Here is a 24,732-nt window from a genome sequence, read left to right on the forward strand (position 1 = left end):
GGGCGTCCGCCCGGGCGGACGCCCCCACCGTCAGGACTCCTCGGGACGGCGTGCGGCGTTCGCCGTGATCGCGTCCCTCAGGTGTTCGGCGAGGCCCGGCCGCATGGCGTCGTAGAACGCCTTGAAGCGCTCGTCGGAGACGTACATCTCGCCGAGGCACCCGTGCATCTCGTACGAGCACGGGTAGAACCAGCGGCAGATGTGCCGGCGGTGCTCCTCGGCCAGGTCCATGGCCGCCTCGCCGGCCGGCGGTTCACCGGCCGCCATCAGGGCGTCGTAGCGCTCGCCCCAGGACGCCACCTCGTCCTGGATGCGCTGCCAGTCGTCCTTGGTGTAGCGGGCGGCCCTGCGCTGCGACTCGGCGTACTGCTCGGTGCCGCCCCAGCGCTGCTCCGCCTCCTCCGCGTACTGCTCCGGATCCTTGTCCCCGAAGACCTCGAACCTCTCCTCGGGCGTGAGGTTGATCCCCATACTGCGTGCCTCCATGGCGTGCTCCACGGCCGCGGCCATCTTCTGAAGCTTCTCGATCCGGGCGGTCAGCAGTTCGTGCTGCCGGCGCAGGTGTGCGCGCGGGTCCGCGTCCGGGTCGTCGAGCAGGGCGGCGACCTCGTCGAGCGGGAAGCCGAGCTCCCGGTAGAACAGGATCTGCTGGAGCCGGTCGAGGTCCTCGTCGCCGTAGCGGCGATGCCCCGCGTGACTGCGCTCACCGGCCACCAGCAGCCCGATCTCGTCGTAGTGGTGCAGGGTGCGCACGGTGACCCCGGCGAAACCGGCGACCTGGCCCACTGAGTAGCTCACTTCCGCTCCTTCCTCGGTACGCACTTCACGATGAGCCCTCACGTGACGTGAGGTGCAAGTCCGAAGGACCACGGGGCCACGGGTCCGGGATTCCGGGGGCGACGACGCCACATTTTCGGGATGTTGTGTCTGTTTGGCCCGCTTAGGGTGATCGCGTGACCCACGAAGCGGCCCCGACGGCACCGGCCACCACTCCGGCGACGCCCGCGCGGACGCTGCTGCCGATGGTCGTCCCGGCCCTGCTCGTCGGCGTGGGCGCGAGCCTCCTCCTGCTGGGTGTGAGCAGCGCCGCCGAACAGCTCCAGGACGTGCTGTGGAAGGACATCCCGGACGCGCTGGGCATCGGCGGCTACTCCTCGCTCTGGATGATCGTCATGCTCACCGTGACGGGTGTGCTGGTCGGTCTGGTCGTGTGGAAGGCTCCGGGACACGCGGGCCCCGACCCGGCCACCCTGGGCCTCGCCGCGGTCCCGATGCAGCCGTTCATCCTGCCGGGCCTGCTGGTGGCGACGGCGCTGATGCTGGCGGGCGGCCCGAGCCTGGGCCCGGAGAACCCGATCATCGCCGCCAACGTGGCGCTCGCGGCCTGGCTCGGTCACAGATTCCGGCCCGCGCTGCCCGGGGTCCTGTGGCCGGCGCTGGCGGAGTCGGCGACACTCGGCGCCCTGTTCGGCACGCCCGTGGCCGCAGCGCTGGTCATCTCCGAGGCGCTGGCCGGACGGCCGATGAGGGGGCGGCTGTGGGACAACCTGTTCGCTCCGCTGGCCGCGGCCGCGGTAGGCGCGGCGACCACCGACCTGATCCACCATCCGGCGTTCGACCTGCAACTGCCCCCGATCGGCTCACCGCGCTGGGGTGATCTGCTGGCCGCGCTGGTGATCGCCTCCTCCGCCGCCGTGCTCGGCATGACCGTCGTCTACGCCTTCCCGTACGTCCACCGCGCCTTCGCCCGGCTGCGGCACCCGATGGTGTGCCTCCCGGCCGGCGGACTCGTCCTCGGCCTGCTCGGCGCGCTGGGCGGCCATCTGACGCTGTTCAAGGGCCTGGACGAGGTCGGCGAGCTGGCTCGGAACCCGGACGGCTGGTCGGCGGGGCAGTTCGCCCTGATGACGGTGGTGAAGCTGGCCGCCCTGCTCGTCGCGGCGTCCTGCGGGTTCCGCGGCGGCCGGATCTTCCCGGCCGTCTTCATCGGTACGGCCTTCGGTCTGTGTGCCCACGCACTCGTGCCCTCTGTCCACCCCGCGGTGGGCGTGTCCGCGGGAGTGCTGGGCATCCTCCTCGCCATCACCCGGCAGGGCTGGGTGAGCCTGTTCACGGCCGCCGTCCTGGTGGCCTCGCCCACGATCATCACCCTGCTGTGCATCGCCTCCCTTCCCGCCTGGCTGCTGGTGACCGGCCGGCCGCAGATGCAGCTGCACGACGACGGGACCTCGATCCGTTAGGAGATCGCATGCCGCTCCACAAAGGCACCCAGAAGACCGCCGGGCACCGGAGGTCCGTCAACCCGTTCTACGGGGAGACGGATCCGGTCAGCGGGATGACCGAGGCGCCGCCCACCCACCGGCTCCCTGACAGCCCGCTGCCGCCGACGACGGCGTACCAGCTGGTGCACGACGAACTCATGCTGGACGGGAACTCGCGGCTGAACCTCGCCACCTTCGTCACCACCTGGATGGAACCGCAGGCCGGGATCCTGATGGGCGAGTGCCGGGACAAGAACATGATCGACAAGGACGAGTACCCGCGCACCGCCGAACTGGAGCGGCGCTGTGTGGCGATGCTCGCCGACCTGTGGAACGCACCCGACCCCTCCGCCGCGGTCGGCTGTTCGACCACCGGGTCCAGCGAGGCCTGCATGCTCGCCGGGATGGCGCTGAAACGGCGCTGGGCGACGCGCAACGCGGACCGCTACCCGGCGAAGGACGTGCGCCCGAACCTGGTGATGGGCGTCAACGTCCAGGTCTGCTGGGAGAAGTTCTGCAACTTCTGGGAGGTCGAGGCGCGTCAGGTGCCCATGGAGGGCGACCGGTTCCATCTCGACCCGAAGGCAGCGGCCGAGCTGTGCGACGAGAACACCATCGGGGTCGTGGGCATCCTCGGGTCGACCTTCGACGGGTCCTACGAGCCGATCGCCGAGCTGTGCGCCGCGCTCGACGAGCTCCAGGAGCGCACGGGCCTGGACGTCCCCGTCCACGTGGACGGCGCGTCCGGGGCGATGATCGCGCCCTTCGTGGACGAGGACCTGGTCTGGGACTTCCGGCTGCCGCGGGTCTCCTCGATCAACACCTCGGGACACAAGTACGGCCTGGTCTACCCGGGTGTCGGCTGGGCGCTGTGGCGGTCGGCGGCCGAACTCCCCGAGGAGCTCGTCTTCCGGGTCAACTACCTGGGCGGCGACATGCCGACCTTCGCACTCAACTTCTCCCGCCCCGGAGCCCAGGTCGTGGCCCAGTACTACACGTTCCTGCGCCTGGGCCGGGAGGGATACCGGGCCGTGCAGCAGACGACCCGGGACGTGGCCATGGGCCTCGCCCGGCGCGTCGAGCAACTGGGCGACTTCACCCTCCTCACCCGTGGCGACCAGCTTCCGGTCTTCGCCTTCACGACGGCGCCCTCGGTGACCTCGTACGACGTCTTCGACGTGTCCCGGCGCATGCGCGAACACGGCTGGCTGCTGCCCGCGTACACCTTCCCGGAGAACCGCGAGGACCTGTCCGTGCTGCGCGTGGTCTGCCGCAACGGCTTCTCGACCGACCTCGCCGACCTCTTCGTCGAGGACCTGAAGCGCCTGCTGCCCGACCTGCGCCGCCAGCCGCATCCGCTGACCCACGACAAGGACGCGGCGACGAGCTTCCACCACTGACGGCTCCGCGCGGCCGGCCGCCGCGACGACGACGGCCGGCCGCGCGGGGCAGAACGGGTCGACGCACCTACCGGCTCAGCCGGGCGAACCTTCGTACCGCGAGCGGGAAGAACACCGCCACCAGCGCCAGCGGCCACAGGACCGCCGCCCCGACGTGCCCCGGCTCTCCGCCGGGACCGCCGAACAGATCACGGACCGCCGTCGCCGTCTGGGACATCGGGTTCCACTCGACGGCGGTGCCCAGCCAGGACGGCATCGAGCCGGGCGTGGCGAAGGCGTTGGAGAGGAAGCCGACGGGCCAGACCAGGATCTGCACCGCCTGCACCATCTCCGGCTTCCCGGCCACCATCGCGAGGTGGATGCCGATCCACAGCATGGCGAAGCGGAAGAGAAGCAGCAGGCCGACGGCCCCGAGGAAGGCGCCGGGCGTGCCGTGGGCGCGCCAGCCGATGGCGTGTCCGACACCGATCAGCACGGCCAGCCCGACCGCCGACTGGAGCATGTCGGCGGTGCAACGGCCCACCAGGACCGCGCCGTTGGCCATCGGCATCGCGCGGAAACGGTCGATGACGCCCTTGTTGAGGTCCTGGGTGACGGCCAGCATCGTGCCCTCCAGGCCGAAGGCCATGGTCAGCGCGAGCATGCCGGGCACCAGGAAGTCGACGTAGCTGCCCGCGACGCCCCGGCCGCCACCGATCAGGTAGCCGAACATCAGCAGCAGCATGACGGGGAAGACCAGGAGGACGAGGACCTGGACGGGTTGCCGTGCCCAGTGGGCGAGTTCACGGCGGGTCATGGTCCAGCAGTCGCTCAGCGCATATGTGCTCACACGGTCTCCTTCGTCCGGTCGGTGCGGTCGTCGCGTGCCGTGAGGTGCAGGAACACCTCGTCCAGCGTCGGACGGCGCAGGGCGACGTCCGCGGCCTCGATGCCGGAGGCCTCCAGGGCCCGGACGACCCCGGCCAGCGCCGCCATGCGGTCGGCGACCGGGGCGCTCAGGAGACGGCGGTCGGCGTCCACGGAGACGTCCGCGGCCGGCAGCGGCAACAGGGCGACGGCAGCGCCCAGTTGACCGGCGTCGCGCAGGACGACGTCGATGCGGTCGCCGCCGGTCAGCGTCTTCAGCTCGTCGGCGGTGCCGTCGGCGACGACCCGGCCGTGATCGACGACCGAGATGCGGTCGGCGAGCTGGTCCGCCTCCTCCAGGTACTGCGTGGTGAGCAGGACCGTCGTGCCGCCGCCGACCAGGGAGCGGACGGACGCCCACACCTCGGCGCGGCCGCGCGGGTCGAGGCCGGTGGTCGGCTCGTCCAGGAAGAGCACCTCCGGTTCGGTGATCAGGGAGGCGGCGAGGTCGAGGCGGCGCCGCATGCCGCCGCTGTACGCCCGGACGGAGGCGCGGCCGGTGTCGGTGAGACCGAAGCGCTCCAGCAGTTCACCGGCGCGCACGCGGGCGTGCCTGGCGCCCAGATGGTGGAGGCGGCCGAACATCTCCAGGTTCTGACGGCCGCTCAGCTCCTCGTCCAGGGCCGCGTGCTGGCCGAGCAGGCCGATGCGGCGGCGGACCTCGCGGGCGTCGGTCACCACGTCGTGCCCGGCGACCTCGATCCGGCCGCCGTCGGGCCGCAGCAGGGTGGACAGGATGCGGACCAGGGTCGTCTTGCCCGCGCCGTTGGGACCGAGCACGCCGTGCACCGTGCCGCGGGCGACGCGCAGGTCGAGTCCGTCCAGGGCCGTCCTCTCGCCGTACTTCTTGTGTGCTCCTTCGACGCCGATCGCCGTGTCGGCCACGGGCACTCCCCCATCTCCTCGGTTAGTCAAACTTGACTACTTGCTCGAAGGTAACGCGCGTCTCCGCATTGGTCAAACTTGATTAACGGTGGTCGTCCGGGTGCCGCTCGTCCGTCGCGTACGGGTTCTGCTCACCCTCGGCGAGGACGCCGACGAACGGCTCGCCCTCGCCGGAGAAGGTGTAGGCGCCGCGCTCGATCCGTTCGATGAGCCCCCGGGTCCAGGCCGCGTCCGAGTCGGCCGTGTGGACCCACAGGTTCATGATCTCGCCGATGTGGCCGAGCTGTTCGGGGCCGTCCTCGGGGATGTAGTGCTGCGTGACGGCCGCCCGCCACACCTCGATCCGCCGGATCCGCTCCTTCAGCAGGGCCACCGCCTCGTCACGGGGCAGGTCGACGAGGAACCCGATGGCCGCCGACTGGATGTCCATCTTCTGGTCGTAGGACACCAGGGACTCCCGCAGCAGCCGGAGGAACTCCTCGGTGCCCGCGTCGGTGATCTCGTACTCCGTGCGCGGCGGCCCGCCGGCGGTGGACGGGGCGATCTCGTGCGCGTGCAGCAGTCCCTGTTTCGCCATCTGCTTGAGCGCGTGATAGATCGAGCCGGGCTTGGCGTTGGACCACTCGTGCGCGCCCCAGTACTCGAGGTCGTTGCGCACCTGGTAGCCGTGTGCCCGCCCGTGCTGGCGGACCGCGCCGAGCACGAGGAGACGGATCGCTGACATGCGGTCCAGCGTAGGACCCTTGCCGACGGACTCAGGACGTGCCCTGGCCGCCCTGCTCCAGGGCCACCAGCTCGAACGCGGTCCTGCCGTCCAGGGACTCGCGGATGATGTCGGCGTGACCGGCGTGCCGGGCCGTCTCCCGGATCAGGTGGAGTGCCAGCCAGCGCATCGAGACCCGGCCCTCCGGCGGGAACCAGGGCTCGTCCGGGAGCGCGAAGGTGTCGTCGAGGCTGGGCACCGAACGCAGGAGCTCCTCCGTCTGCGCGGCGACCTTCTCCCAGTAGGCGAGCTGGGACGCCACGGTCTCGCCGTCGCCGAGCACGAAACACTCGTGCCAGTTGGACGCGTCGCGCCGGACGGCCGGCTCCTCGCCCCGGGCACGGGCGATCCAGCTCTGCTCGACCTCGGCGACATGCTTCAGCAGGCCGGACAGGGAGAGCTCGCTGGCGCTGGGGCGGGAGGCCGCCTGCTCCTCGGACAGCCCCAGCAGCGCCCGGCGGATTCCGCCGCGCTGCTCCTCCAGGAAGGACAGCAGGGCCCCCCGCTCGTCCCCGCGCGTCTCCGCTCCCACGTGAGTCACCATGACCGGCCGCCTTTCATCGGGTCCTCTTGCCTGACACCGATGACGCTACGGACCCTTGCGGACAGCTACGGTCCGCAAGGGTGCGGCGTGCGCGGAAATCCCTGGAAGTCGTGAGCGGGGGTCCCGGAAGACCGGCGGCCGCCGGGCGATCCCGCAGGCCGCCGGAGGATCCCGGAAGGCGCCGGGAAGGTCCCGCAGGCTGCCGGAAGAAGGTCCCGCAGGCTGCCGGAAGGACTCAGAAGGGGAAGAAGCTGCGCCCGTGCTGCACCGAGATCCACTTCTGCGTGGTGAACGCGTCGACGGTCGTCTCGCCGTTCAGCCGGCCGATGCCGGAGTGCTTCTCGCCGCCGAAGGGGACCAGCGGCTCGTCGTGCACGGTGCCGTCGTTGACGTGGAACATGCCGGTCTCGATCTGCTTGGCGAAGTTCACGCCGCGCTCGACGTCACCGGTGTGGACGGCGCCGCTCAGCCCGTACGGGGTGTCGTTGACGACGCGGATCGCGTCGTCCTCGCCGTCGAAGGGGACGAGGAAGACGACCGGGCCGAAGATCTCCTGCCGCAGCAGGGAGGAGTCGGCGGGGACGTCGGTGAGGACGGACGGCTCGACCAGGTTGTCGGTCGTCGTGCCGTGCACGAGGGCGGTGGCGCCCTCCGCTATCGCCTGCTCGACGGCGCCCGATATCGCGTCCGCCTGCGAGGAGTTGATCACCGGGCCGATGATCGTCTGCGGGTCGCTCGGGTCGCCCGTCTTCAGCGACCTGACCTTGGCGACGAACTTCTCGGTGAACTCGGCCTCGATGGAGCGGTCCACGAGGACACGGTTGGCGGCCATGCAGACCTGGCCCTGGTGGACGTACCGGCTGAAGACCGCCGCGTCGACCGCGTAGTCGATGTCGGCGTCGTCGAGCACCACCAGGGCGCTGTTGCCGCCGAGTTCGAGGACGGAGCGCTTGAAGTGCGAGGCGCACACGGTGGCGACGTGCCGGCCGACCTTGTCGGAACCGGTGAAGGAGATGACCTTCGGGACCGGGTGCTCGATGAAGGCGTCGCCGATCTCGGCGATGTCGGTGATGACCACGTTCAGCAGGCCGCCGGGCAGGCCGGCGTCCTCGAAGATCTTGGCGACCAGCGAGCCGCCGACGATCGGGGTGTTCTGGTGGGGCTTCAGCACCACGCCGTTGCCCAGCGCCAGCGCCGGGGCGACCGACTTCAGCGAGAGGAGGAAGGGGAAGTTGAAGGGGCTGATGACGCCCACGACGCCGACCGGGACGCGGTAGAGACGATTCTCCTTGCCGTCGATCGGCGAAGGGATGATCTTTCCCTCGGGGCGCAGCGACAGCTGGATCGACTCGCGCAGGAACTCCTTGGCGAGGTGGATCTCGAAGGCCGCCTTGAGGTGGGTGCCGCCGAGCTCCGCGATGATCACCTCGGTGATCTCCGCCTCGCGCTCCTCGATGATGCGCAGGGCCTTCTCGAAGACCGCGCGGCGGGCGTAGGCGTTGGTCGCGCCCCATTCCTTCTGGGCGCGCTCGGCCGCGCGGTACGCCTGATCGACCTCGTCCGTGGTGGCTATGGTGATCGACGCCAGCTTCTCGCCGTCGTACGGGTTGAAGTCGATGATGTCCCAGGAGCCGGTGCCCGGCCGCCAGGCGCCGTCGATGTACTGCTGGGCCAGGTCGGTGAAGTAGGACGACATGAGCTCCCTCAATCCCTGCGCTGCCGAGGCAGACATCCGATCAACGCCTGATCGCACGTCATCGTACTTGTGTTTCAAGGGAGTTGGAGAACACCTGGACAGAGTCGGTGCGGACCCGCCGGACGAGGTCGCGGGGGTGCACCGGCCGCGCCGGCCGGAGTGTCAGGACAGCTGGAGCAGTCCCCGCAGCAGGTCGCGGCTCTCCGCCGGGCCCGGGCTGTCCGTCTGCAGCTGCTTGAGCGCGCCCTCGTACTGGCCGACGTCCTCGCGTTTGTCCAGGTAGAGCGCGCTGGTGAGCTGCTCCAGGTACACGACATCGGACAGGTCCGACTCCGGGAAGCTGAGGATGGTGAAGGAGCCGCTCTCGCCGGAGTGGCCGCCGAAGCTGAACGGCATGACCTGGAGCCGCACGTTGGGGCGCTCCGAGACGTCGATCAGGTGCTGGAGCTGTCCGCGCATCACCTCGCGGTCGCCGTAGGGGCGGCGCAGGGCGGCTTCGTCGAGGACGATGTGGAACTCGGGGGCGTTCTCGGAGACGAGATACTTCTGGCGTTCCAGGCGCAGGGCCACGCGCCGGTCGATGTCGGCGGCGGAGGCGCCCCTCATGCCTCGCGCGACGACCGCGTGCGCGTACGCCTCGGTCTGCAACAGGCCGTGCACGAACTGCACTTCGTACGAGCGGATGAGGTGCGCCGCGCCTTCGAGGCCGACGTAGGTCGGGAACCAGCTGGGCAGGACGTCGGAGTAGCTGTGCCACCAGCCGGCGACGTTGGCCTCCTTGGCGAGCGACACGAGGGAGGTGCGCTCCATCTCGTCCGTGATGCCGTAGAGCGTCAGCAGGTCCTCGACGTCACGCGTCTTGAAGCTCACCCGTCCCAACTCCATGCGGCTGATCTTCGATTCGGAGGCACGGATCGAATAACCGGCCGCTTCCCTGGTGATTCCGCGCGCCTCACGCAGGCGCCGAAGATGTGACCCCAGCAGCATGCGCCGCACCACCGAGCCGCTCGACTCACCAGCGCTCACGTTCGTCCGCCTCCCCAACCGTCTCCAAGGGCCGAAGTCTGCCACTAAAACACTTCAAGCAGTACTCGTTCGGTTACGGAAACGGAAAGTAGCCAAAGGAGCCGCGCGGAAAGGGATCAGCAGAGCGCCAACAAGAGGGAAGAAGGTGACAGAAGAAATGAGCAACAACCGGTTAATGGAGGTCTAATTCGGGCGCGTGCACGTGCATCTGCCCTTGCATCTGCTGTACGCATTCGGAACCATGGTCCCCGCGCCACCGCTGCATCGCAACGACCGCGAACACCCGGGAGTGCCTCGCATGGGGACGAATGGATCGACCATGCTCGAACCCTTACGGCAGGGACTTCCGCCACTCGACCCCGCAGCCGTGTCCAGCGCCGCCTCCTGCGCCCTGCCCGCCCGCTTCGAAGCGGTGCGCGAGGCACGGCAGTTCACCCGCAGAACACTCGACCAGTGGGACATCGGCGAGCGCTTCGACGACGTCTGCCTGGTGGTCTCCGAGCTCGTCACCAACGCGCTGCGGCACGCGCTGCCCGCGGACACGCCGCGCAACGACGACCAGGGGCCGCCCGTGCGGCTGCACTTGATGCGGTGGACCGCCCGTCTGGTGTGCGCGGTGCGCGACCCCAGTCACGACAGCCCGGTCGCGGGTGACTCGGACGACTTCTCGGCGGAGTCGGGCCGCGGCCTGTTCCTGGTCGACTCCTTCGCCGACAGCTGGGGCTGGCACCCGCTCGCGGGCACCCTCAGCGGCAAGGTCGTGTGGGCACTGTTCCGGCTGCCACAGCCGGGCCCGGCCGCACCCCCCGCGGAATGACGAACCGCGGCGCTTTTCGGCGCCGCGGTTCTACGCGCGTTACGCACCGTTGAACGGGGCTCGCGCTCGGTGCTCTCGTCAGGCCTCCGGCATCAGCCGGCGATCAGGTGGTCGAACTCGCCGTCCTTGATGCCCAGCAGCATCGCCTCGATCTCGGCGCGGGTGTAGACGAGCGCGGGCCCCTCCGGGAACCGCGAGTTCCGCACGGCCACGTCGCCACCGGGCAGCCTCGCGAACTCCACGCAGGAGCCCTGCGAGTTGCTGTGCCGGCTCTTCTGCCAGGCCACCCCGTTCAGCTCCGTCGCCGCCATGCCGTTGTACACGTCATCCACGTCGTACACGTCGTGGTCCACAGGTCGCTCCCCGGTCGTGCAGTGGCTGAGGTGGCCATTGATGCAGTCGTCAACTGACCCGGATCATAGCTCTGTTCATGTGCAGATGCATGGGCAGATGCACGTGCACGCGGGGTACTCCTGCGGTTACAGCTTTTGCCGGCGCTTGACTACCGGCTGTCGCTCACTTGACTACGGCCTGCGCATTCCCGGGTCACGCCCGGTCCAGCGCCTGCCCCAGAGATCGCAGGACATGCGACCTCCAGCCCCCGTCCATGATCTGCCGTGCCATCATCTGTGCGGGATCGTCCGGATCGAATCCCTCGTGCACTAGGAACAGACGCGTACCGCGGCCTTCCTGTTCCAGTGTCCAAGTAATGGTCCACTCCGCGGAATTGGCCGGATCCCGGTCAGCCCACCGGACGCTCAGCATCCGCTCCGGCTCGAAGGCCAGAACGCGCACGTCAACCGTGCCGGAGAAGTTCGTGTTGGGGCGCGGCACCGACGTCAGCGCGTACTGGTGACCGACCTCCAGCCGGAAGAATTCCGACCCCTGCATCTGCCACTGCACGAGCAGTTCGGGGTCGGTGAGGGCGCGCCAGACCTTGGCGGGCGGGTGCGGGAAGAACTGGTCGACGCGGATGATGGTCAGGTCGTCGTCCGGAACGGGGTTCATGACTCGGCATCGTCGGGCATGCGGTCCAGCAGAGCGCCGAGACCCTTGAGCCTGTCGCGCCAGAACCGCTCGTACGGATGGAGCCAGTCCTGCACCTCGGCGAGCGGGGTCGCCTCCAGGCGGTAGATGCGCTGCCGGCCCGCGCGCTCCTCCGACACCAGCCCGGCGTCCCGGAGCACCTTGAGGTGTTCCGAGAGACTCGGCCGTCGCATGTCGAAGTGGTCGGCCAGGGCCTGGACGGGCTGGGGCCCGCCGTCCCGCAGCAGGCGCAGCACCTCGCGGCGGGTGGCGTTGGCGAGCGCGGCGAACACGCGGTCCTCGCTCGCCTCGCGAGCCCCGGTCACCGTCATGGCGCGATCAGCTGCCTTCCTTCTCCATGGCCTTCTCCGTCAGCAGCATCAGACCGTTGCCGTCCGGGTCGCGGAACGAGGCCATGCGGCCCCACGGAAGGTCGTCGGGACCTTCCACCGCGACGCCCGCGGCAGCGAGCCGCGCACAGTCGGCGTCGACGTCGGTCGTGACCAACATGATCCCCCGGGCCTCACCGGGGACGAAACCGCCCATGCCCGGACCCGAGAGCGTGAAGACGGTCTGCGCCCCCTCGGGCGCGACCTGGAGCCAGCGACCGGGCGGCATCTGCAGGTCGGCGGTGACCGTGAAACCGAGCACGTCCGTGTAGAAGCGCAGGGCGCGGTCCTGGTCGGCGACGGGGAGGGTGACGAAGGAGGCGTGCGTGATGTTCATGCCGCCACCATAGGTAGGAGATTCCCTACACGTCAACCGTAGGAATTTCCCTACCCATCCTTGTGGCCCTGGCGGAACGAGTCCGTGAGCAAGCCCACGGCGGACGCCACCCCGACGCGCACACGTCCTCCTGGTAGCTTGCTGCGGTCTTTCAGGCGACCCGGCATCATCACCACCCTTGGGGGCTCCAGTGATCACGGCGACCTTCCCGCACCGCCCGGCCCGTACCGCGGTCGCGGCCGTCGGAGTGGCGGCCGCGCTCCTGCTCACCGGCTGCAGCAGTGACGGCGACGACTCCGGGGACAAGTCCACCGGCCCGAGCGCGTCCCCGACCGGTTCGGCCGCCACCGACGGCGGCACCGGCGGCACCTCGGGCGCCAAGACCGACCTCGACGGCAGCTGGCTGACGACCGCGGGCGGCAAGGCCGTCGTACTGATGATCAACGGCAAGCAGGCCGGCCTGTTCGCGACCGGCGGCACCGTGTGCAGCGGCACCGCGGCCGACGAGGCGAACATGCAGATGATCCGCCTCAAGTGCACCGACGGCAGCAAGGACCGCGCCGTCGGCATGGTCGACTCCGTCAGCGGCAAGTCCCTCCGGATCACCTGGCAGGGCGGCCTCGGCGAGGAGACGTACACCAGGAGCCAGGGCGGGGAACTGCCGACGGGACTGCCCACCGCGAGCCTCGGGTCCTGAAACCCGTGCCCCCTGGCCGACTCATTCCGCCGACGCAAGGGGGATTCATGGACATTCCCGGCCCGCGGTCGGATCGGGCGACGGGGGCGCGCGACGCGAGGACGCACGCCTGAGTGATGATCCATGGGCAGCGTCACGCACCCCGGGCCCGGCCCTTGCCACCGCCCCGGGCCCCGGGCCCGTCACCGGGCCACGAACCCAGAGGACCCTCATGCGCGCCATCCCCCTCGCCGCCGCCCTCACCGGCGTCACCGCAGCATTCGCCCTGACCGCCTGCGGCGGTGGCGACGGCGGTGGCGACGCGAACACCAAGAGCGACGCGAGCGGCAAGAGTTCCGCGTGCTCCCTCCAGCAGATGGGCGTCGACGTCGGACCGGCCAACGCGGCCCCGGCCGCGGGCGACACCGGCAACATCCCGGTCACCGTCACCAACACCGGCTCCGGCACGTGCACGCTGGACGGCTTCCCGGGCGTCGACCTGCGGGCCGGCGGGACCTCCTGGACCCTCGCCCCGGAGGAGGGCGCGAAGGCGCAGAAGGTGACCCTCCACCAGGACGAGGCGGCGACCTTCACCCTCACGTACGTGCGCGGCGAGGCCGGTTCGGGCGCCGCCGTGCGGACCCTGCGGATCAGCCTCCCCGGGCACGCCGGGGACAAGGAGTCGAAGTGGACCTACGGCGACGTCGCCGAGAAGTCCGCGGACAAACTGGACGCCACGGTGAGCACTTTCAGGACGGCGGGCGACTGAGAACGCCGTCGAACACCCGGTGACGGCGCCCGGGGGTCAGGGCAGCCGACGGCGGTCCTGGACCTGGGCCCGGTCCGCCGCGGCGGCTCCCTCGTGCCAGCCGGCGGCGTCGTCGACCCCGCGCAGCCGAGTGGTCACCGTCCGGGGGAACATCCGGTCCGTGTGGTCCGCGACCGCCACGTCGCGGGCCGCCAGCACCGGCAGCAAGTCCCCTTCCGCGGCCGTCACCTGGCCTTCGGCGACGGATGCGAGGCGGTCGCCTATCCGGTGCGCGTAGGCGGCGAGGAAGGACTGCCGGAAGGTCTTCGTGCGCTTGCGGCCCCCGGCCCGCTGCGCGGCCTCGGCCTTCGTCATCGCCGCCGTCGCCTGCACCAGCAGCGAGGTGTACAGCAGCTCGACCGCCTCCAGGTCGGGTTCGAAGCCGACGACCGTCGAGAAGCAGAAGGCCTCGTTCCAGACGGCGCGGCAGCGGTTCGCCCCGGCCACCGCGTCCAGCAGGACCGCCTTGGCCGTCTCGTACGGCGGCTCGACGCCGATACGGCAGGCGCCGGGCGCGTCCTTCGCGTGCGTGCGGGCCGCGAGCAGCGCCTCGTCGATGCTGTGCCGCGCCATCAGCTCCTGCGCCTTGGCGCTCAGCGCCTCGGCCTCCTCCGGGAACCCGGTCGCCTCGGCCTTCGCGAGCAGGGCGCGGATGCGGGTGAGCATGCGGGAGTCCCCGGCTCCGGCAGCGGCCGGACCCGGCAGGGGCACGTCCAGGGGCTCGATGGCGGGCAGACGCAGCAGCAGCCGGTACAGCTCCAGTACGGCGGTGGCGTACGAGAAGCGGTCGGCGCGGGGAGGCCGGGGCTCGGCCCTGAGCTCTTCGAGTTGTGCGGTCCAGCGCGCGCCCCTGGGCTCATGGCTCTCGCCGAGGATCAGCGCCGCGGTCAGCTGCACGTGCACGGGGTCCAGCTCGCGCCGTACGACGCGTACGACGTCGGCGGGCTGCCAGCCTCGCCGCCAGGCCGCGGCGACGAACTCCTCGCCGCGGCGGGTGAGTTCGGTGTCGGCCGCCGGGTCCGCAGCGAGCAGCGACGCGCCGGTGTCGAGGGCCGCGTCGGTGTCGGCGTAGAGCGCGGCCTCGAAGGCGCGCTCCACGGTGCCGGGGCGGGGTCCGCTGCTGCTCATGCCCCGATCGTGCCACGCCTCGTCCTCGCCCCCTCCGCCCCTGCCCGACCCGACCCCCCGGGGGCTCCGCCCCCGAACCCCCGATCGGCCTGAACGGCCTCGCCCTCAAACGCCGGACGGCCTGAAAGGTGGCTCCCTGCCCTCAAAGCGGGGCGGGGCGAGGCGGTACTTGCCGCCCCGCGGACCAGCAGCCGGACCCCAGCCCCACTCACACCCGCAGTCGCCCACTCACCGAAGGGGCCGTGCCGGTGAATCAAATGCCCGTTGCAGACGGCGCCACACACCCACCGAGGCCCTACCAGCACCGCCCCGCACAACGGCTGCAACGGGCGGATCACCGGCACGGACCCGACCCACCCACCGGACAGACAGCGCAACGGAACGGAACGACAGCGAAGCCCCGGAGGTATGCCTGGCCCCACCTCCACAACGCCCCCTGGTGGTCGTGTCCACGCGCCTCCCGGACGGTTCGCTGAAGGCATGGACACCACAGCCACGCACACCACCACGGCGGCACCCGTCGTGCGCATCCGCTCGCTGCGCCGCCACTACGGCACCGTCGCCGCCCTCGACGGCGTCGACCTCGACTTCGCCGCCGGGACCTTCACCGCAGTGATGGGACCCTCCGGCTCCGGCAAGTCGACCCTGCTGCAGTGTGCGGCCGGACTCGACCGCCCGACGTCGGGGACGGTCGCCGTCGACGGGATCGGGCTCGCCGGACTGAGCGAGCGGCGGCTGACCCTGCTCAGGCGGGAGCGGATCGGGTTCGTGTTCCAGTCCTTCAACCTGCTGCCGTCCCTGACGGCGGCACAGAACGTCGCGCTCCCGCTGCGGCTGGCGGGCCGGCGCCCCCCGCGCACAGCGGTGCGCGAGGCGCTCGCCCGCGTCGGCCTCGCCGATCGCGCCGGGCACCGACCGTCCGAGCTGTCCGGCGGCCAGCAGCAGCGGGTCGCCCTCGCGCGGGCGCTGGTCACCCGCCCCGCGGTGCTGTTCGGCGACGAGCCGACCGGCGCCCTGGACACGGTCACCAGCCGCGGGGTGCTGGCGCTGCTGCGGGAACTGGTGGACCGGGAGGGCCGGACCACGGTCATGGTCACGCACGACCCGGTGGCCGCCTCGTACGCGGACCGTGTGGTGTTCCTCGTCGACGGGCGGGTGAGCGGGGAGCTGCGGTCGCCCTCGGCCGACGAGGTCGCCGCACGGATGGCGGGACTGGAGAAGGCGCCGTGCTGAACCTCGTCTCGCTGCGTACCCGTTGGCCCTCGCTGCTCGGAGCCTTCGTCGCCGTCGCACTGGGGGTCGCCGTGACGACCGCGATGGGGCTGGGTCTCGCCGCCGCGTCGGACCCGCCCGCACGCCCTCCCGCCCGGTTCGCGTCCGCACCGGTCGTGGTGACGGGCCAGGACACCCTGACCGTGCCGGTGCGGCGGGGCCCGGCCACCGCTCCCGCGTCGGCGAGGCTCGCGCATCCACACCCTGTGGACAACGAACTGGTGCGCGAGCTGCGGCGGCTCGGGCGGGTGCGGACGGACGGCGCGCCGCGGAGCGCCGCCGGGCTCGGCGCGGTCGGCGTGGACGCCCCCGCCGCCGCCGTGCGACGGCTCGTCGGGGACCGCGCCACCGTCCTGACCGGTGACGACCGGCGCCGCGCCGACCCCGCCACCGCCCGTGACGCCGAGGCACTGGTCGCGGTCGATTCCCTGCTGGGCACGGCGGCAGGGGTGGCGGCCTTCGTCTCGGTCTTCGTGACGGCGTCCACGTTCGCGTTCGTCGTGGCGCTGCGGCGGCGGGAGTTCGGGCTGCTGCGGATGGCCGGGGCGACGGCCGGTCAGGTGCGGCGGACCGTGCTGGCGGAGGCGGTCGTCGTGGGGCTGGCGGCCTCGGCGCTGGGCTGCGCCCTGGGGGGCCGGGGGGCGCCGGCACTCGTCCGGGCCCTGGTGGACGGCGGGGTGGCACCGCCGTGGTTCGCGCTGCGCGGCGAGGCGGCCTGGCCGTACGAAGTCGCCTTCTGCACCGGGGTCCTGGTGGCCGTCGCGGGCGCGTGGACGGCCGCGCGACGGGCGGGGCGGACCGGCCCGGCGGAGGCCCTGCGCGAGGCCTCGGTGGACACGGGCGTGATGCCGTTGTCGCGGCGGATCGCCGGAAGCGTCCTCCTCGCGGCGGGCATCGCCCTGTCGGTCCGGACGCTGCACACGGACCCCGCCGCCCTGCTGAAGCGCAAGACCTACGTGACGCAGCCGATGCTGCTCGTCACGGCGGTGGCGGCGCTGGCGCCGGCGCTGGTCCGGCCGGTCGTACGGCTGCTCCCGCCGGGGCTGCTGCCCGGCGCGGCGGGGCTCCTCGCCCGCGAGAACGCGTCCGCGTCGGTGCGGCGCACCGCCGCCGTGGCGGCGCCGGTACTGGTGACGGTCGCGCTGGCCGGCTCCCTGCTCGGGTCGGCGGCGACGGTGGCCGGGGCGAAGGCGACGGAGGCACGGGAACGGACCCGGGCCCAGTTCGTCGTCACCGGCGAGGACCTGGGCCACCACCCGACCGCGGTGGAGGCGGCGGCGAAGGCCGCCGGGGCGACCGTGTCCGCTTCCGCGCCCACGGCCGTGTACGTGCGGGAGGAGGGCACCGCCCTCGTGCGGTCCGAGGCGCGGGCGGTGAGCGACGTGACCGCGTTCGCCGCGCTGACGCGACCGCCGGTCGTGGCGGGCGACCTGCGCGACCTCGACGACCGCTCCGTCGTGGTGAACGAGGAGTGGGAGCGGCACGAGGTGGGCTCCTGGGTGAGCCTCTGGCTCGGCGACGGGCGGCCCGCACGCCTGCGGATCGTGGCGGTGCTGGCACGCGGCACCGGGGACAACGGGGCGTACGTGACGACGACGAACGCCCCCGGCGCCACCGTCGACCGCCTCGACGTGCGGGCGGCGCCCGGCGCGGACGGGGCGCGCGTCGCGGCGGCGGTGCGGGACGCGGCCGGCAGTGGCACGGTGCGCTCGGCGTCGGACTGGCTCGCCGCCACCCGTCCGCGCACCGGTCCGCAGACCCGGCTCGGCCTGCTGGTGGTCCTCGGCCTGGCGCTCGCCCACGCCGCGATCGCGCTCGCCGCGACGACGCTCATGGCGACCTCCGCACGCGGCACGGAACTCCGTTCGCTGCGGCTGGCCGGCGCCACCCGGGCGCAGGTCCTGCGGGCGCTCGCGGGCGAGACGGCGGCCGGGGTGGGCGTGGGCGCCCTGCTCGGTACCGCCGTCGCCGCCACGAACCTCGGCCTCCTGGCGGCGGCACTGGGCCGGCTGTCGGCGCCGGCGGCGGTGCACGTGCCGTGGGGGCTCCTGGCCGGGTGCGCGGCGGTGTGCCTGCTGGTGGCACTCACGGGGACGGCACTCGCCTGCGCCCGCAGGCCGGACCGCGCCCGTCCCGCGGGGTGAAAATGGGTCGACGCCCGCGCCGGGCCGTGCCGAGCATGGGGCGCATGGTCGACACATCTCTGTACGCAGCGTTCCTCGTCGCGGGTTTCGCCCTCTGCGTCACCCCCGGCCCCGACATGATGTTCATCGTGGCGATGGGCGGCAGAGGAGGGCCCGCCGCGGGCGTGCTCGCCGCGCTGGGTGTGGCCTTCGCGATGCTGGTCCACGCGGTCGCGGCGATGCTGGGTCTGTCGGCGCTGTTCACCACGCTGCCGACGCTGTATCACGTGCTGCGCTGGATGGGCGCCGCCTATCTGCTGTATCTGGCGGTGAAGGCGTTCCGGGACCGCGCGGTGCCGGACGAAGGGCCGGCGGCGGTCGGTCCGGGGCTGCGGCGCGCCTTCTGGCAGGGGGCCCTCACCAACCTCCTCAACCCGAAGGTGATCCTCTTCAACGTCGCCTTCCTGCCCCAGTTCGTGAACCCCGAACTGGGGCACGTGACAGGCCAGTTCATGATCCTGGGCGCCAGCATGACGATCATGGGCTTCGCGGTCGACGGCTCGATCGGGCTGCTCTCCGGCCGGCTGTCGGCACTGCTGCGGCGCAGCCGACGGGTGGCGCGCGGCCTCAACGTCTTCAGCGGCACGGTGTTCGCGGGCCTCGCACTACGGCTGGCCGCGTCGCCCAAGTAGGACGCGGGACACAGGCGGACGCACCCCCTCAAAGCAGCTCCCGGGAGCAGGCGAACACGCCCCTCACCCACCTCCCCGGAGTACAAGCAGACAGACCCTCGCTCAGCTCCCTGAGGCAAGACGGCCCCCATCGAACAGGTGTCAACTGCGGGTTGACACCCCCCATGTGTCAACCTACGGTTGACACATGGCGAACTCACGCGGCACGACACCCGTACGCCTCGACGACCTCATCGAGGCGATCAAGAAGACGCACACCGACGCGCTCGACCAGCTCCAGGACGCGGTGATCGCCGCCGACCACCTGGGCGACGTGGCCGACCACCTGATCGGACACTTCGTCGACCAGGCCCGGCGCTCGGGCGCGTCCTGGACCGACATCGGCAAGAGCATGGGCGTGACCCGGCAGGCCGCCCAGAAGCGCTTCGTGCCCAAGGCGGAGAACGACCTCGACCCCAGCCAGGGCTTCGGCCGCTACACCCCGCGCGCCCGCAGCGTCGTCATGGCCGCCCACAACGCCGCCAAGGACGCGGGCAACCCCGAAGGCCTGCCCGAGCACCTGGTCCTCGGCCTGCTGGCCGAACCGGAGGGACTCGCGGCCAAGGCGCTCACCGCCCTCGGCACCACCCCGGACGCCGTCCGTGCCGCCGCGACCGCGGCGCTGCCGCCGGCGGCGGACGAGGTGCCCGAGATGATCCCCTACGGCCCCACCGCCAAGAAGGCCCTGGAGCTCACCTTCCGCGAGGCCCTGCGCCTGGGCCACAACTACGTCGGCACCGAGCACATCCTGCTGGCCCTGCTGGAGCTGGAGAACGGCGAGGGCGTGCTGAGCGGACTGGGCATCGGCAAGCAGGCCGTCGAGGCCGAGGTGTCCCGCGCGCTCGCGCAGATCGTGCAGGACCCGGGGCCCGCCGCCCAGGGCTAGGGGGCTTCGTGCGGATCGGCCCGGGTCCGCGGCGCCCGGCACGGCACCTCGCCGCGGCCTGATCCGACATGATCCGAACGAAAACCCCTGGGCCCGAACCAGCAGGTCGGCCCCACTGTCAGACCCGGCTGCAAGACTCGTGGCATGACCGGGCGCTGGGCTCTCGCACCGGCCGAGGACGGCGGCGCGGAAGTCGTCGCCCTCGGCCCGGACGGGCTGCCCGCGGGTCCGGTGCACGGGGAGCCGGATCTCGTCGAGGCCGTGCGGTCGCGGCCCGAGGTGACCCGGTGGGTCTGGCGGTCCACGGCCGACGTCTATCCGCGCCTGCTCGCCACGGGGGTGCGAGTGGAGCGGTGCTATGACGTGGAGGCCGCCGAGACGCTGCTGCTCGGCCACGAGGGGCGGCTCGGCGAGCCCCGGTCGGCGGCCGCCGCGCTGGCGAGGCTGCGCGGCGGCCCCGTACCGCCGGACCCGCCCCAGCGTGCCGCCGAGCCCGGATCGCAGTCGTCCCTGTTCGAACCGCGCCCGGTGCACGTCCCCCTCGCCGACCTCCTGGAGGTGTACGGGGACCAGCAGCGCCGCCATGACGCCACCGCGCACCCGGAGCGGATGCGGCTGCTCACGGCCGCCGAGTCGGCGGGCATGCTGGTGGCCGCGGAGATGAACGCGACGGGACTCCCCTGGAGCGCGGACGTGCACCGCGAGGTGCTCCGCGACCTGCTCGGCGAGCGGTACGCGGGCGGCGGCGAGCCCCGCCGCCTGGCCGAGCTGACGGACGAGGTGTCGGCCGCCTTCGGACGCAGGGTCAGACCGGATCTGCCCGCCGACGTCGTCAAGGCCTTCGCGCAGGCGGGGATCAAGGTCAGGTCGACGCGGCGCTGGGAGATCGAGTCCGTCGACCATCCGGCCGTGAAGCCCCTGATCGAGTACAAGAAGCTGTACCGCATCTGGGTCGCGCACGGCTGGTCCTGGCTCCAGGACTGGGTGCGGGACGGACGGTTCCGGCCCGAGTACCTCCCGGGCGGCACGGTCACCGGCAGATGGGTGACCAACGGCGGCGGAGCCCTCCAGATCCCCAAGGTCATCCGGCGCGCGGTCGTGGCCGACCCCGGCTGGCGGCTCGTCGTAGCCGACGCCGACCAGATGGAGCCCCGCGTCCTCGCGGCCATCTCCCGCGACCCCGGTCTGATGGAGGTGGCCGGCCGCGCCTCCGACCTCTACCAGTCCGTGTCGGACCGCGCCTTCGCGGGCGACCGGGACCAGGCCAAGATCGCCGTGCTCGGCGCGGTGTACGGACAGACGTCCGGCGACGGCCTGAAGAACCTCGCACTGCTGCGCCGCCGCTTCCCCCGGGCCGTCGCCTATGTCGACGACGCGGCGCGCGCCGGCGAGGAAGGACGGCTGGTGCGGACCTGGCTGGGCCGGACCAGTCCCCCGGCGGCGGGCTCCGACGACTCCGGGGCGGAGGAGGCGGGCATCCCCCAGGACGGACCCGACGGCGATCAGGCCGCGACCGCCGACCAGGGCTGGGTCCCGGGCTATGCCTCGTCCGACTCCCGCGCCCGGGGCCGCTTCGCCCGCAATTTCGTCGTCCAGGGCAGCGCCGCCGACTGGGCCCTGCTCATGCTGGCCGGACTCCGCCGCACCTGCGCGGACATGGCGGCCGAGCTGGTCTTCTTCCAGCACGACGAGGTGATCGTGCACTGCCCCGCCGAGGAGGCCGACACCGTCGTCGCCGCGATCCGTGACGCCGCCGACCTCGCGGGACGCCTCACCTTCGGGGAGACACCGGTCCGCTTCCCGTTCACCACCGCGGTGGTGAAGTGCTACGCGGACGCCAAGTGACCGCACGGGCCGGGCGGTCCGGCCCGGTCACCTCCCGGCCAGCAGCTCCCCGAGCTGCCCGACCACCGGGCTGTCCGTCTTTGCCAGCGCCGCGAGCGCCAGCTCCCACTGCTCGTACGCCGCTTCGGCCTGACCGATGTCCCGCAGCAGCAGTCCCCGCTGATGCCGGGCCAGCCCTCCGGTGTACCGGTCGGCGCGGCGGTCCGCGCGGCACAGCAGCAGGTCGCACTCCTCCGCCGCCCGCTCCCTGTCGCCCACCCCGCGCAGCGCACGCACCAGCCCGAGCCGGGTCTGCGACTCGCCGTGCCAGTCGCCGTGACCGCCGAGGATGCGCAGACTCTCCTCGAAGTGCGGCAGGGCGGCGGCCGGTTCGCCGAGGGCGAGGTGGGCGTAGCCGATGTTGCAGTGCGCGGAGTGCCGCAGGATGACGTCCTGGATCGTGTCACCGATCGCCAGGCTGCGCTTGTGGTGCTCGATGGCGGCCCGGGGGTCCGTGTGCTCGTAGAGGTTGCCGAGGTGGCTGTAGGTGACGGCCTCCGTGTACGGGTCGCCGAGTCTCCTGGAGAGTTCGAGGCTCTGCAGCAGTGCCTCGCTCGACTCGGCGTGCCGGCCGAGCCCTTCGAGGAGCATGCCGCGGTTGTTCAGGCCGCGCCGCACCCATGACAGGACGCCGAGCCGGCGCCAGATGGCGAGCGCCCGGTCGTTCAGCGCGAGGGCCTCGCCCGCGCGCCCCGTCATGAAGTGCATGCCGGCGAGGTCCCCGAGCGCGTACGCCTCGGCCGCCGCGTCCCCGAGCCGGCGCGCGGCCCCGAGGGCGGCGCGCTGGAGCACCTCCAGCTCGACCACACGGCCGCTGCGCTGGACGTACGGGTTGATCAGGCGGACCAGCAGCGGGACGTAGACGGAGGTCGGCGCGTGCCGACCCACCAGCGCCACCACGTTCTCCAGTTCCAGGTCGCCCCAGGCGAACGCCTCCTCGGAGGAGGGGAACTTGGGGGTGTCGGCGACGTCCTCGGCGTGCCCGGCGGGCTGTGAGCCGGTCGGCCGGCTGCGATCCTCGCGTTCGAGGCCGGGTTCGACGATCGCCTCCAGGGAGCGGGCGGCGACCGCGGCGTACCAGCGCAGCGCGCGGTCCGCGACGGCGTCCGGCCCCGGCCCCGGCGCGCACGATTCCCCGGCGTCCGGCGCCCCCGCCCGGTCCGTCGCGCCCGCGATCTCGCGCGCGAAGTCCCGTACGAGGTCGTGCGGGGCGTAGCGGCCGTAGGCCGTCTCCTCCAGCAGGGCGACGTCCACGAGCCGGTCGAGGGCCGCGTCGGCACGGCGCTCGTCGATCCCGCACAGCCGGGCGAGCAGGGGTGCGCCGTAGGCGGGCAGGTCGAGCGCGCCGATGCCGCACAGGGCGCGGGCCGCGTCCCGGTCCGCCTCGCGCTCCGAGGCGCGCAGCGCGTCGTGCGCGACGGCCAGCGAGCGGCGCACGCTCAGGTCGTCGTACTCCAGGTGGTGCAAGCGTCCCTCGGTGGCGGTGAGTTGCCCGGCGAGTGCGTCAGGAGTGAGGGCCCGGCGGGCGGCGAGGCGGGCGGCGACGACGCGGAGGGCGAGCGGCAGCCGGCCGGTGAGTTCGACGAGAGGGTGTGCCCCGCTCAGTCCGTCCCGGCGGCCGGAGACCGCGCGGAGCAGCGCCGCGCTGTCCTCGTCGGACAGGGGCGCGAGCGGGAAGCGGTGCGCACCGTCCAGCGCGGTGAGCGGTGAACGGCTCGTCACGATCACCGCGCAGCCCGCGCCGGCCGGAAGCAGCGGCCGCACCTGGGCGGCGTTCGCGGCGTCGTCGAGGACCATCAGGGTGCGCGTGGGCGCCAGCGTGGAGCGGAGCAACGCGGCTGCCGCGTCCGGGTGTTCGGGAAGGTGGCGTGGCTCGGCCCCGACGTCGCGGAGCAGCGCGGCCAGCGCCTGACCCGGAGTGAGCGGGGTCATGCCGGGGGTGGCGCCGTGCAGATTGACGTACAGCTGACCGTCAGGGAAACGTTCCCTCAGCCCGTGGGCCACATGCAGCGCGAGCGCGCTCTTGCCGACGCCCGCCATACCGCTGATCACCGCGACGGCGGGCATCCCGTCCGAGGCGACCGCGGGCCGGCCGCCAGGGACGGCGCCGTCGCCGCCCGCGGTCCGCCGTTCCGGGTCCAGGGTCAGCCGCACAGCCTCCCGGGTGTCGTCCCGGCCGGTGAAGTGGGCCGGTGGCGACGGTAGTTGGGCCGGTCGCGGCGGCACGGGGACGGCCGGCGGCTGGTCCTCGACGGTCCCCGGCGCGGTCCCCGCCCCCTGGTCCCGGAGGATCTCCAGATGCGCCTCGCGCACGGCGGGGCCCGGCTCGACACCGAGTTCCTCGACCAGCCGGGCCCGCAGGTCCCGGTGGACGGCGAGCGCCTCGGCCTGCCGGCCGGTGCGGTGCAGCACGAGCATCAGCAGCCGGTGGAAGGCCTCACGCAGCGGGTGCCAGGTGGTGAGCGCGGCCAACTCCGGTGCCAGCCGGTCCAGTCTGTCCGGCGTCGGCGCGAGGTGCAGCTCGGCCTCGTACCGCCACTCCAGGACCAGCAGCCGGGTCTCCTCCAGGCGCTGGCCGAACGCGTGCCCGCCGGTCTCGGACGGCAGACCGCTCAGCGGGGCGCCGCGCCACAGCGCCAGCGCCGCCGTGGACGCGCCCAGCGCCCGCCCCCAGTCGCGCTCGGCGTGCGCGGCGCGTGCGGCCGTGGCGTGGTGCTCGAAGACGCGGACGTCCAACTCGTCCTCGCCGACCCGCAGTACGTAGCCGGGCGGGACCGCACGCAGCCGCTCCGGGTCGTCGAGCAGTCGCCGCAGCCGGGTCACGTGGTTGTGGAGCGAGGCCTGCGCGGAGGCGGGCGGCGCTCCGCCCCACAGCGCGTCCTTGAGCACGTCGACGGAGACGACCCGGCCTGGCTCCAGGAGCAGCGCGACGAGCAGCGCGCGCGTCTTGCCGCTGCCCACCGACCGGACCTCGCCGTCGGCGCCGTAGAGGACCGGCGGCCCCAGCAGCCCGAACCGCAGCCCGTTCCGGATCACGCCGCCCACTGCCTTCCCGCCCGGCCTCTCCGGCCGCGCCCCGGGGCGACTTCGCGCCTTCCTACGGCGACTTCCCGCCGACCGAACTCATGGCTCCCCGTGGAACCGTTGGCCTCATGTTAGCGATCCGTTGGCGTG

The 24,732-nt window shown here is 72.4% G+C and carries 23 protein-coding genes; 10 read left to right on the forward strand and 13 right to left on the reverse strand.

The window, feature by feature from the left end; all coding sequences use genetic code 11:
• Positions 1-30: 30 nt before the first annotated feature.
• Positions 31-798: a MerR family transcriptional regulator gene (locus ABEB03_RS00360; RefSeq protein ID WP_345639589.1), complete on the reverse strand. Its 768-nt coding sequence runs from the start codon at positions 796-798 to the stop codon at positions 31-33.
• Between the two features lie 155 nt (positions 799-953).
• On the opposite strand from ABEB03_RS00360, the gene ABEB03_RS00365 reads away from it, so the two are divergent.
• Positions 954-2,240: an ion channel protein gene (locus tag ABEB03_RS00365; protein ID WP_345639590.1), complete on the forward strand. Its 1,287-nt coding sequence runs from the start codon at positions 954-956 to the stop codon at positions 2,238-2,240.
• An 8-nt stretch (positions 2,241-2,248) separates the two neighbouring features.
• The gene (locus ABEB03_RS00370) at positions 2,249-3,661 is read left to right on the forward strand and encodes a glutamate decarboxylase (protein ID WP_345639591.1); all 1,413 of its coding nucleotides are present in this window, start codon (positions 2,249-2,251) and stop codon (positions 3,659-3,661) included.
• A gap of 67 nt (positions 3,662-3,728) precedes the next feature.
• On the opposite strand, the gene ABEB03_RS00375 is transcribed toward ABEB03_RS00370, so the two are convergent.
• The 6 genes from ABEB03_RS00375 to ABEB03_RS00400 all read right to left on the reverse strand — a co-directional run bounded on the left by ABEB03_RS00375 (position 3,729) and on the right by ABEB03_RS00400 (position 9,442).
• Positions 3,729-4,490 carry an ABC transporter permease gene (locus ABEB03_RS00375; protein ID WP_345639592.1) on the reverse strand — a complete coding sequence of 254 codons (762 nt, stop codon included), beginning with the start codon at positions 4,488-4,490 and terminating at the stop codon, positions 3,729-3,731.
• Positions 4,487-5,452: an ATP-binding cassette domain-containing protein gene (locus tag ABEB03_RS00380; RefSeq protein ID WP_345639593.1), complete on the reverse strand. Its 966-nt coding sequence runs from the start codon at positions 5,450-5,452 to the stop codon at positions 4,487-4,489. Before ABEB03_RS00380 ends, ABEB03_RS00375 begins: the two co-directional genes overlap by 4 nt.
• Before the next feature lie 82 nt (positions 5,453-5,534).
• The gene (locus ABEB03_RS00385) at positions 5,535-6,176 is read right to left on the reverse strand and encodes a PadR family transcriptional regulator (RefSeq protein WP_345639594.1); all 642 of its coding nucleotides are present in this window, start codon (positions 6,174-6,176) and stop codon (positions 5,535-5,537) included.
• Positions 6,177-6,207: 31 nt separating this feature from the next.
• Positions 6,208-6,759 (reverse strand): DinB family protein, encoded by a 552-nt coding sequence (locus tag ABEB03_RS00390; RefSeq protein WP_345639595.1) that lies wholly within the window; start codon positions 6,757-6,759, stop codon positions 6,208-6,210.
• A 235-nt stretch (positions 6,760-6,994) separates the two neighbouring features.
• Complete coding sequence (locus ABEB03_RS00395) at positions 6,995-8,455, reverse strand: aldehyde dehydrogenase family protein (RefSeq protein ID WP_345639596.1); 1,461 nt, start codon at positions 8,453-8,455, stop codon at positions 6,995-6,997.
• A gap of 162 nt (positions 8,456-8,617) precedes the next feature.
• Positions 8,618-9,442 (reverse strand): helix-turn-helix domain-containing protein, encoded by an 825-nt coding sequence (locus tag ABEB03_RS00400; RefSeq protein WP_345640542.1) that lies wholly within the window; start codon positions 9,440-9,442, stop codon positions 8,618-8,620.
• A gap of 337 nt (positions 9,443-9,779) precedes the next feature.
• On the opposite strand from ABEB03_RS00400, the gene ABEB03_RS00405 reads away from it, so the two are divergent.
• Positions 9,780-10,298: an ATP-binding protein gene (locus tag ABEB03_RS00405; RefSeq protein ID WP_345639597.1), complete on the forward strand. Its 519-nt coding sequence runs from the start codon at positions 9,780-9,782 to the stop codon at positions 10,296-10,298.
• A 92-nt stretch (positions 10,299-10,390) separates the two neighbouring features.
• Here ABEB03_RS00405 and ABEB03_RS00410 read toward each other — a convergent pair whose 3' ends face one another.
• The 4 genes from ABEB03_RS00410 to ABEB03_RS00425 form a co-directional block, all read right to left on the reverse strand.
• Complete coding sequence (locus tag ABEB03_RS00410) at positions 10,391-10,651, reverse strand: DUF397 domain-containing protein (RefSeq protein ID WP_095935699.1); 261 nt, start codon at positions 10,649-10,651, stop codon at positions 10,391-10,393.
• A 193-nt stretch (positions 10,652-10,844) separates the two neighbouring features.
• The gene (locus ABEB03_RS00415; protein WP_345639598.1) at positions 10,845-11,306 is read right to left on the reverse strand and encodes an SRPBCC family protein; all 462 of its coding nucleotides are present in this window, start codon (positions 11,304-11,306) and stop codon (positions 10,845-10,847) included.
• Entirely contained in the window at positions 11,303-11,656 is a 354-nt protein-coding gene (locus ABEB03_RS00420; protein ID WP_345639599.1) for a metalloregulator ArsR/SmtB family transcription factor, read from the reverse strand. Before ABEB03_RS00420 ends, ABEB03_RS00415 begins: the two co-directional genes overlap by 4 nt.
• 7 nt (positions 11,657-11,663) lie before the next feature.
• Positions 11,664-12,050 (reverse strand): VOC family protein, encoded by a 387-nt coding sequence (locus ABEB03_RS00425; protein ID WP_095935696.1) that lies wholly within the window; start codon positions 12,048-12,050, stop codon positions 11,664-11,666.
• A 178-nt stretch (positions 12,051-12,228) separates the two neighbouring features.
• Between ABEB03_RS00425 and ABEB03_RS00430 the strand changes: the two genes are divergently transcribed.
• Together ABEB03_RS00430 and ABEB03_RS00435 are read left to right on the forward strand one after the other, a co-directional pair.
• Positions 12,229-12,747 carry a hypothetical protein gene (locus tag ABEB03_RS00430; protein ID WP_345639600.1) on the forward strand — a complete coding sequence of 173 codons (519 nt, stop codon included), beginning with the start codon at positions 12,229-12,231 and terminating at the stop codon, positions 12,745-12,747.
• A gap of 211 nt (positions 12,748-12,958) precedes the next feature.
• Positions 12,959-13,495, forward strand: coding sequence for a DUF4232 domain-containing protein (locus tag ABEB03_RS00435; protein ID WP_345639601.1), 537 nt, complete (start codon positions 12,959-12,961; stop codon positions 13,493-13,495).
• Positions 13,496-13,531: 36 nt separating this feature from the next.
• Here ABEB03_RS00435 and ABEB03_RS00440 read toward each other — a convergent pair whose 3' ends face one another.
• Positions 13,532-14,662: a DUF2786 domain-containing protein gene (locus ABEB03_RS00440; protein ID WP_345639602.1), complete on the reverse strand. Its 1,131-nt coding sequence runs from the start codon at positions 14,660-14,662 to the stop codon at positions 13,532-13,534.
• A 480-nt stretch (positions 14,663-15,142) separates the two neighbouring features.
• On the opposite strand from ABEB03_RS00440, the gene ABEB03_RS00445 reads away from it, so the two are divergent.
• The 5 genes from ABEB03_RS00445 to ABEB03_RS00465 all read left to right on the forward strand — a co-directional run bounded on the left by ABEB03_RS00445 (position 15,143) and on the right by ABEB03_RS00465 (position 21,519).
• Positions 15,143-15,895 carry an ABC transporter ATP-binding protein gene (locus ABEB03_RS00445; protein WP_345639603.1) on the forward strand — a complete coding sequence of 251 codons (753 nt, stop codon included), beginning with the start codon at positions 15,143-15,145 and terminating at the stop codon, positions 15,893-15,895.
• Positions 15,889-18,078 carry an ABC transporter permease gene (locus ABEB03_RS00450; protein ID WP_345639604.1) on the forward strand — a complete coding sequence of 730 codons (2,190 nt, stop codon included), beginning with the start codon at positions 15,889-15,891 and terminating at the stop codon, positions 18,076-18,078. The genes ABEB03_RS00445 and ABEB03_RS00450 overlap by 7 nt, the downstream gene beginning before the upstream one ends.
• Before the next feature lie 44 nt (positions 18,079-18,122).
• Complete coding sequence (locus tag ABEB03_RS00455; protein ID WP_345639605.1) at positions 18,123-18,749, forward strand: LysE family translocator; 627 nt, start codon at positions 18,123-18,125, stop codon at positions 18,747-18,749.
• A gap of 187 nt (positions 18,750-18,936) precedes the next feature.
• Positions 18,937-19,674, forward strand: a complete 738-nt coding sequence (locus ABEB03_RS00460) for a Clp protease N-terminal domain-containing protein (RefSeq protein WP_345639606.1) — start codon at positions 18,937-18,939, stop codon at positions 19,672-19,674.
• Positions 19,675-19,818: 144 nt separating this feature from the next.
• A complete protein-coding gene (locus ABEB03_RS00465; RefSeq protein ID WP_345639607.1) occupies positions 19,819-21,519 on the forward strand; it encodes a bifunctional 3'-5' exonuclease/DNA polymerase in 1,701 nt (566 codons plus the stop codon).
• 27 nt (positions 21,520-21,546) lie between these two features.
• On the opposite strand, the gene ABEB03_RS00470 is transcribed toward ABEB03_RS00465, so the two are convergent.
• Positions 21,547-24,591 carry an AfsR/SARP family transcriptional regulator gene (locus tag ABEB03_RS00470; protein WP_345640545.1) on the reverse strand — a complete coding sequence of 1,015 codons (3,045 nt, stop codon included), beginning with the start codon at positions 24,589-24,591 and terminating at the stop codon, positions 21,547-21,549.
• Positions 24,592-24,732: the final 141 nt, after the last annotated feature.

The sequence above is a fragment of the Streptomyces siamensis genome (assembly GCF_039543605.1).
In the GTDB taxonomy this organism is placed as follows: Bacteria; Actinomycetota; Actinomycetes; order Streptomycetales; family Streptomycetaceae; genus Streptomyces; species Streptomyces siamensis.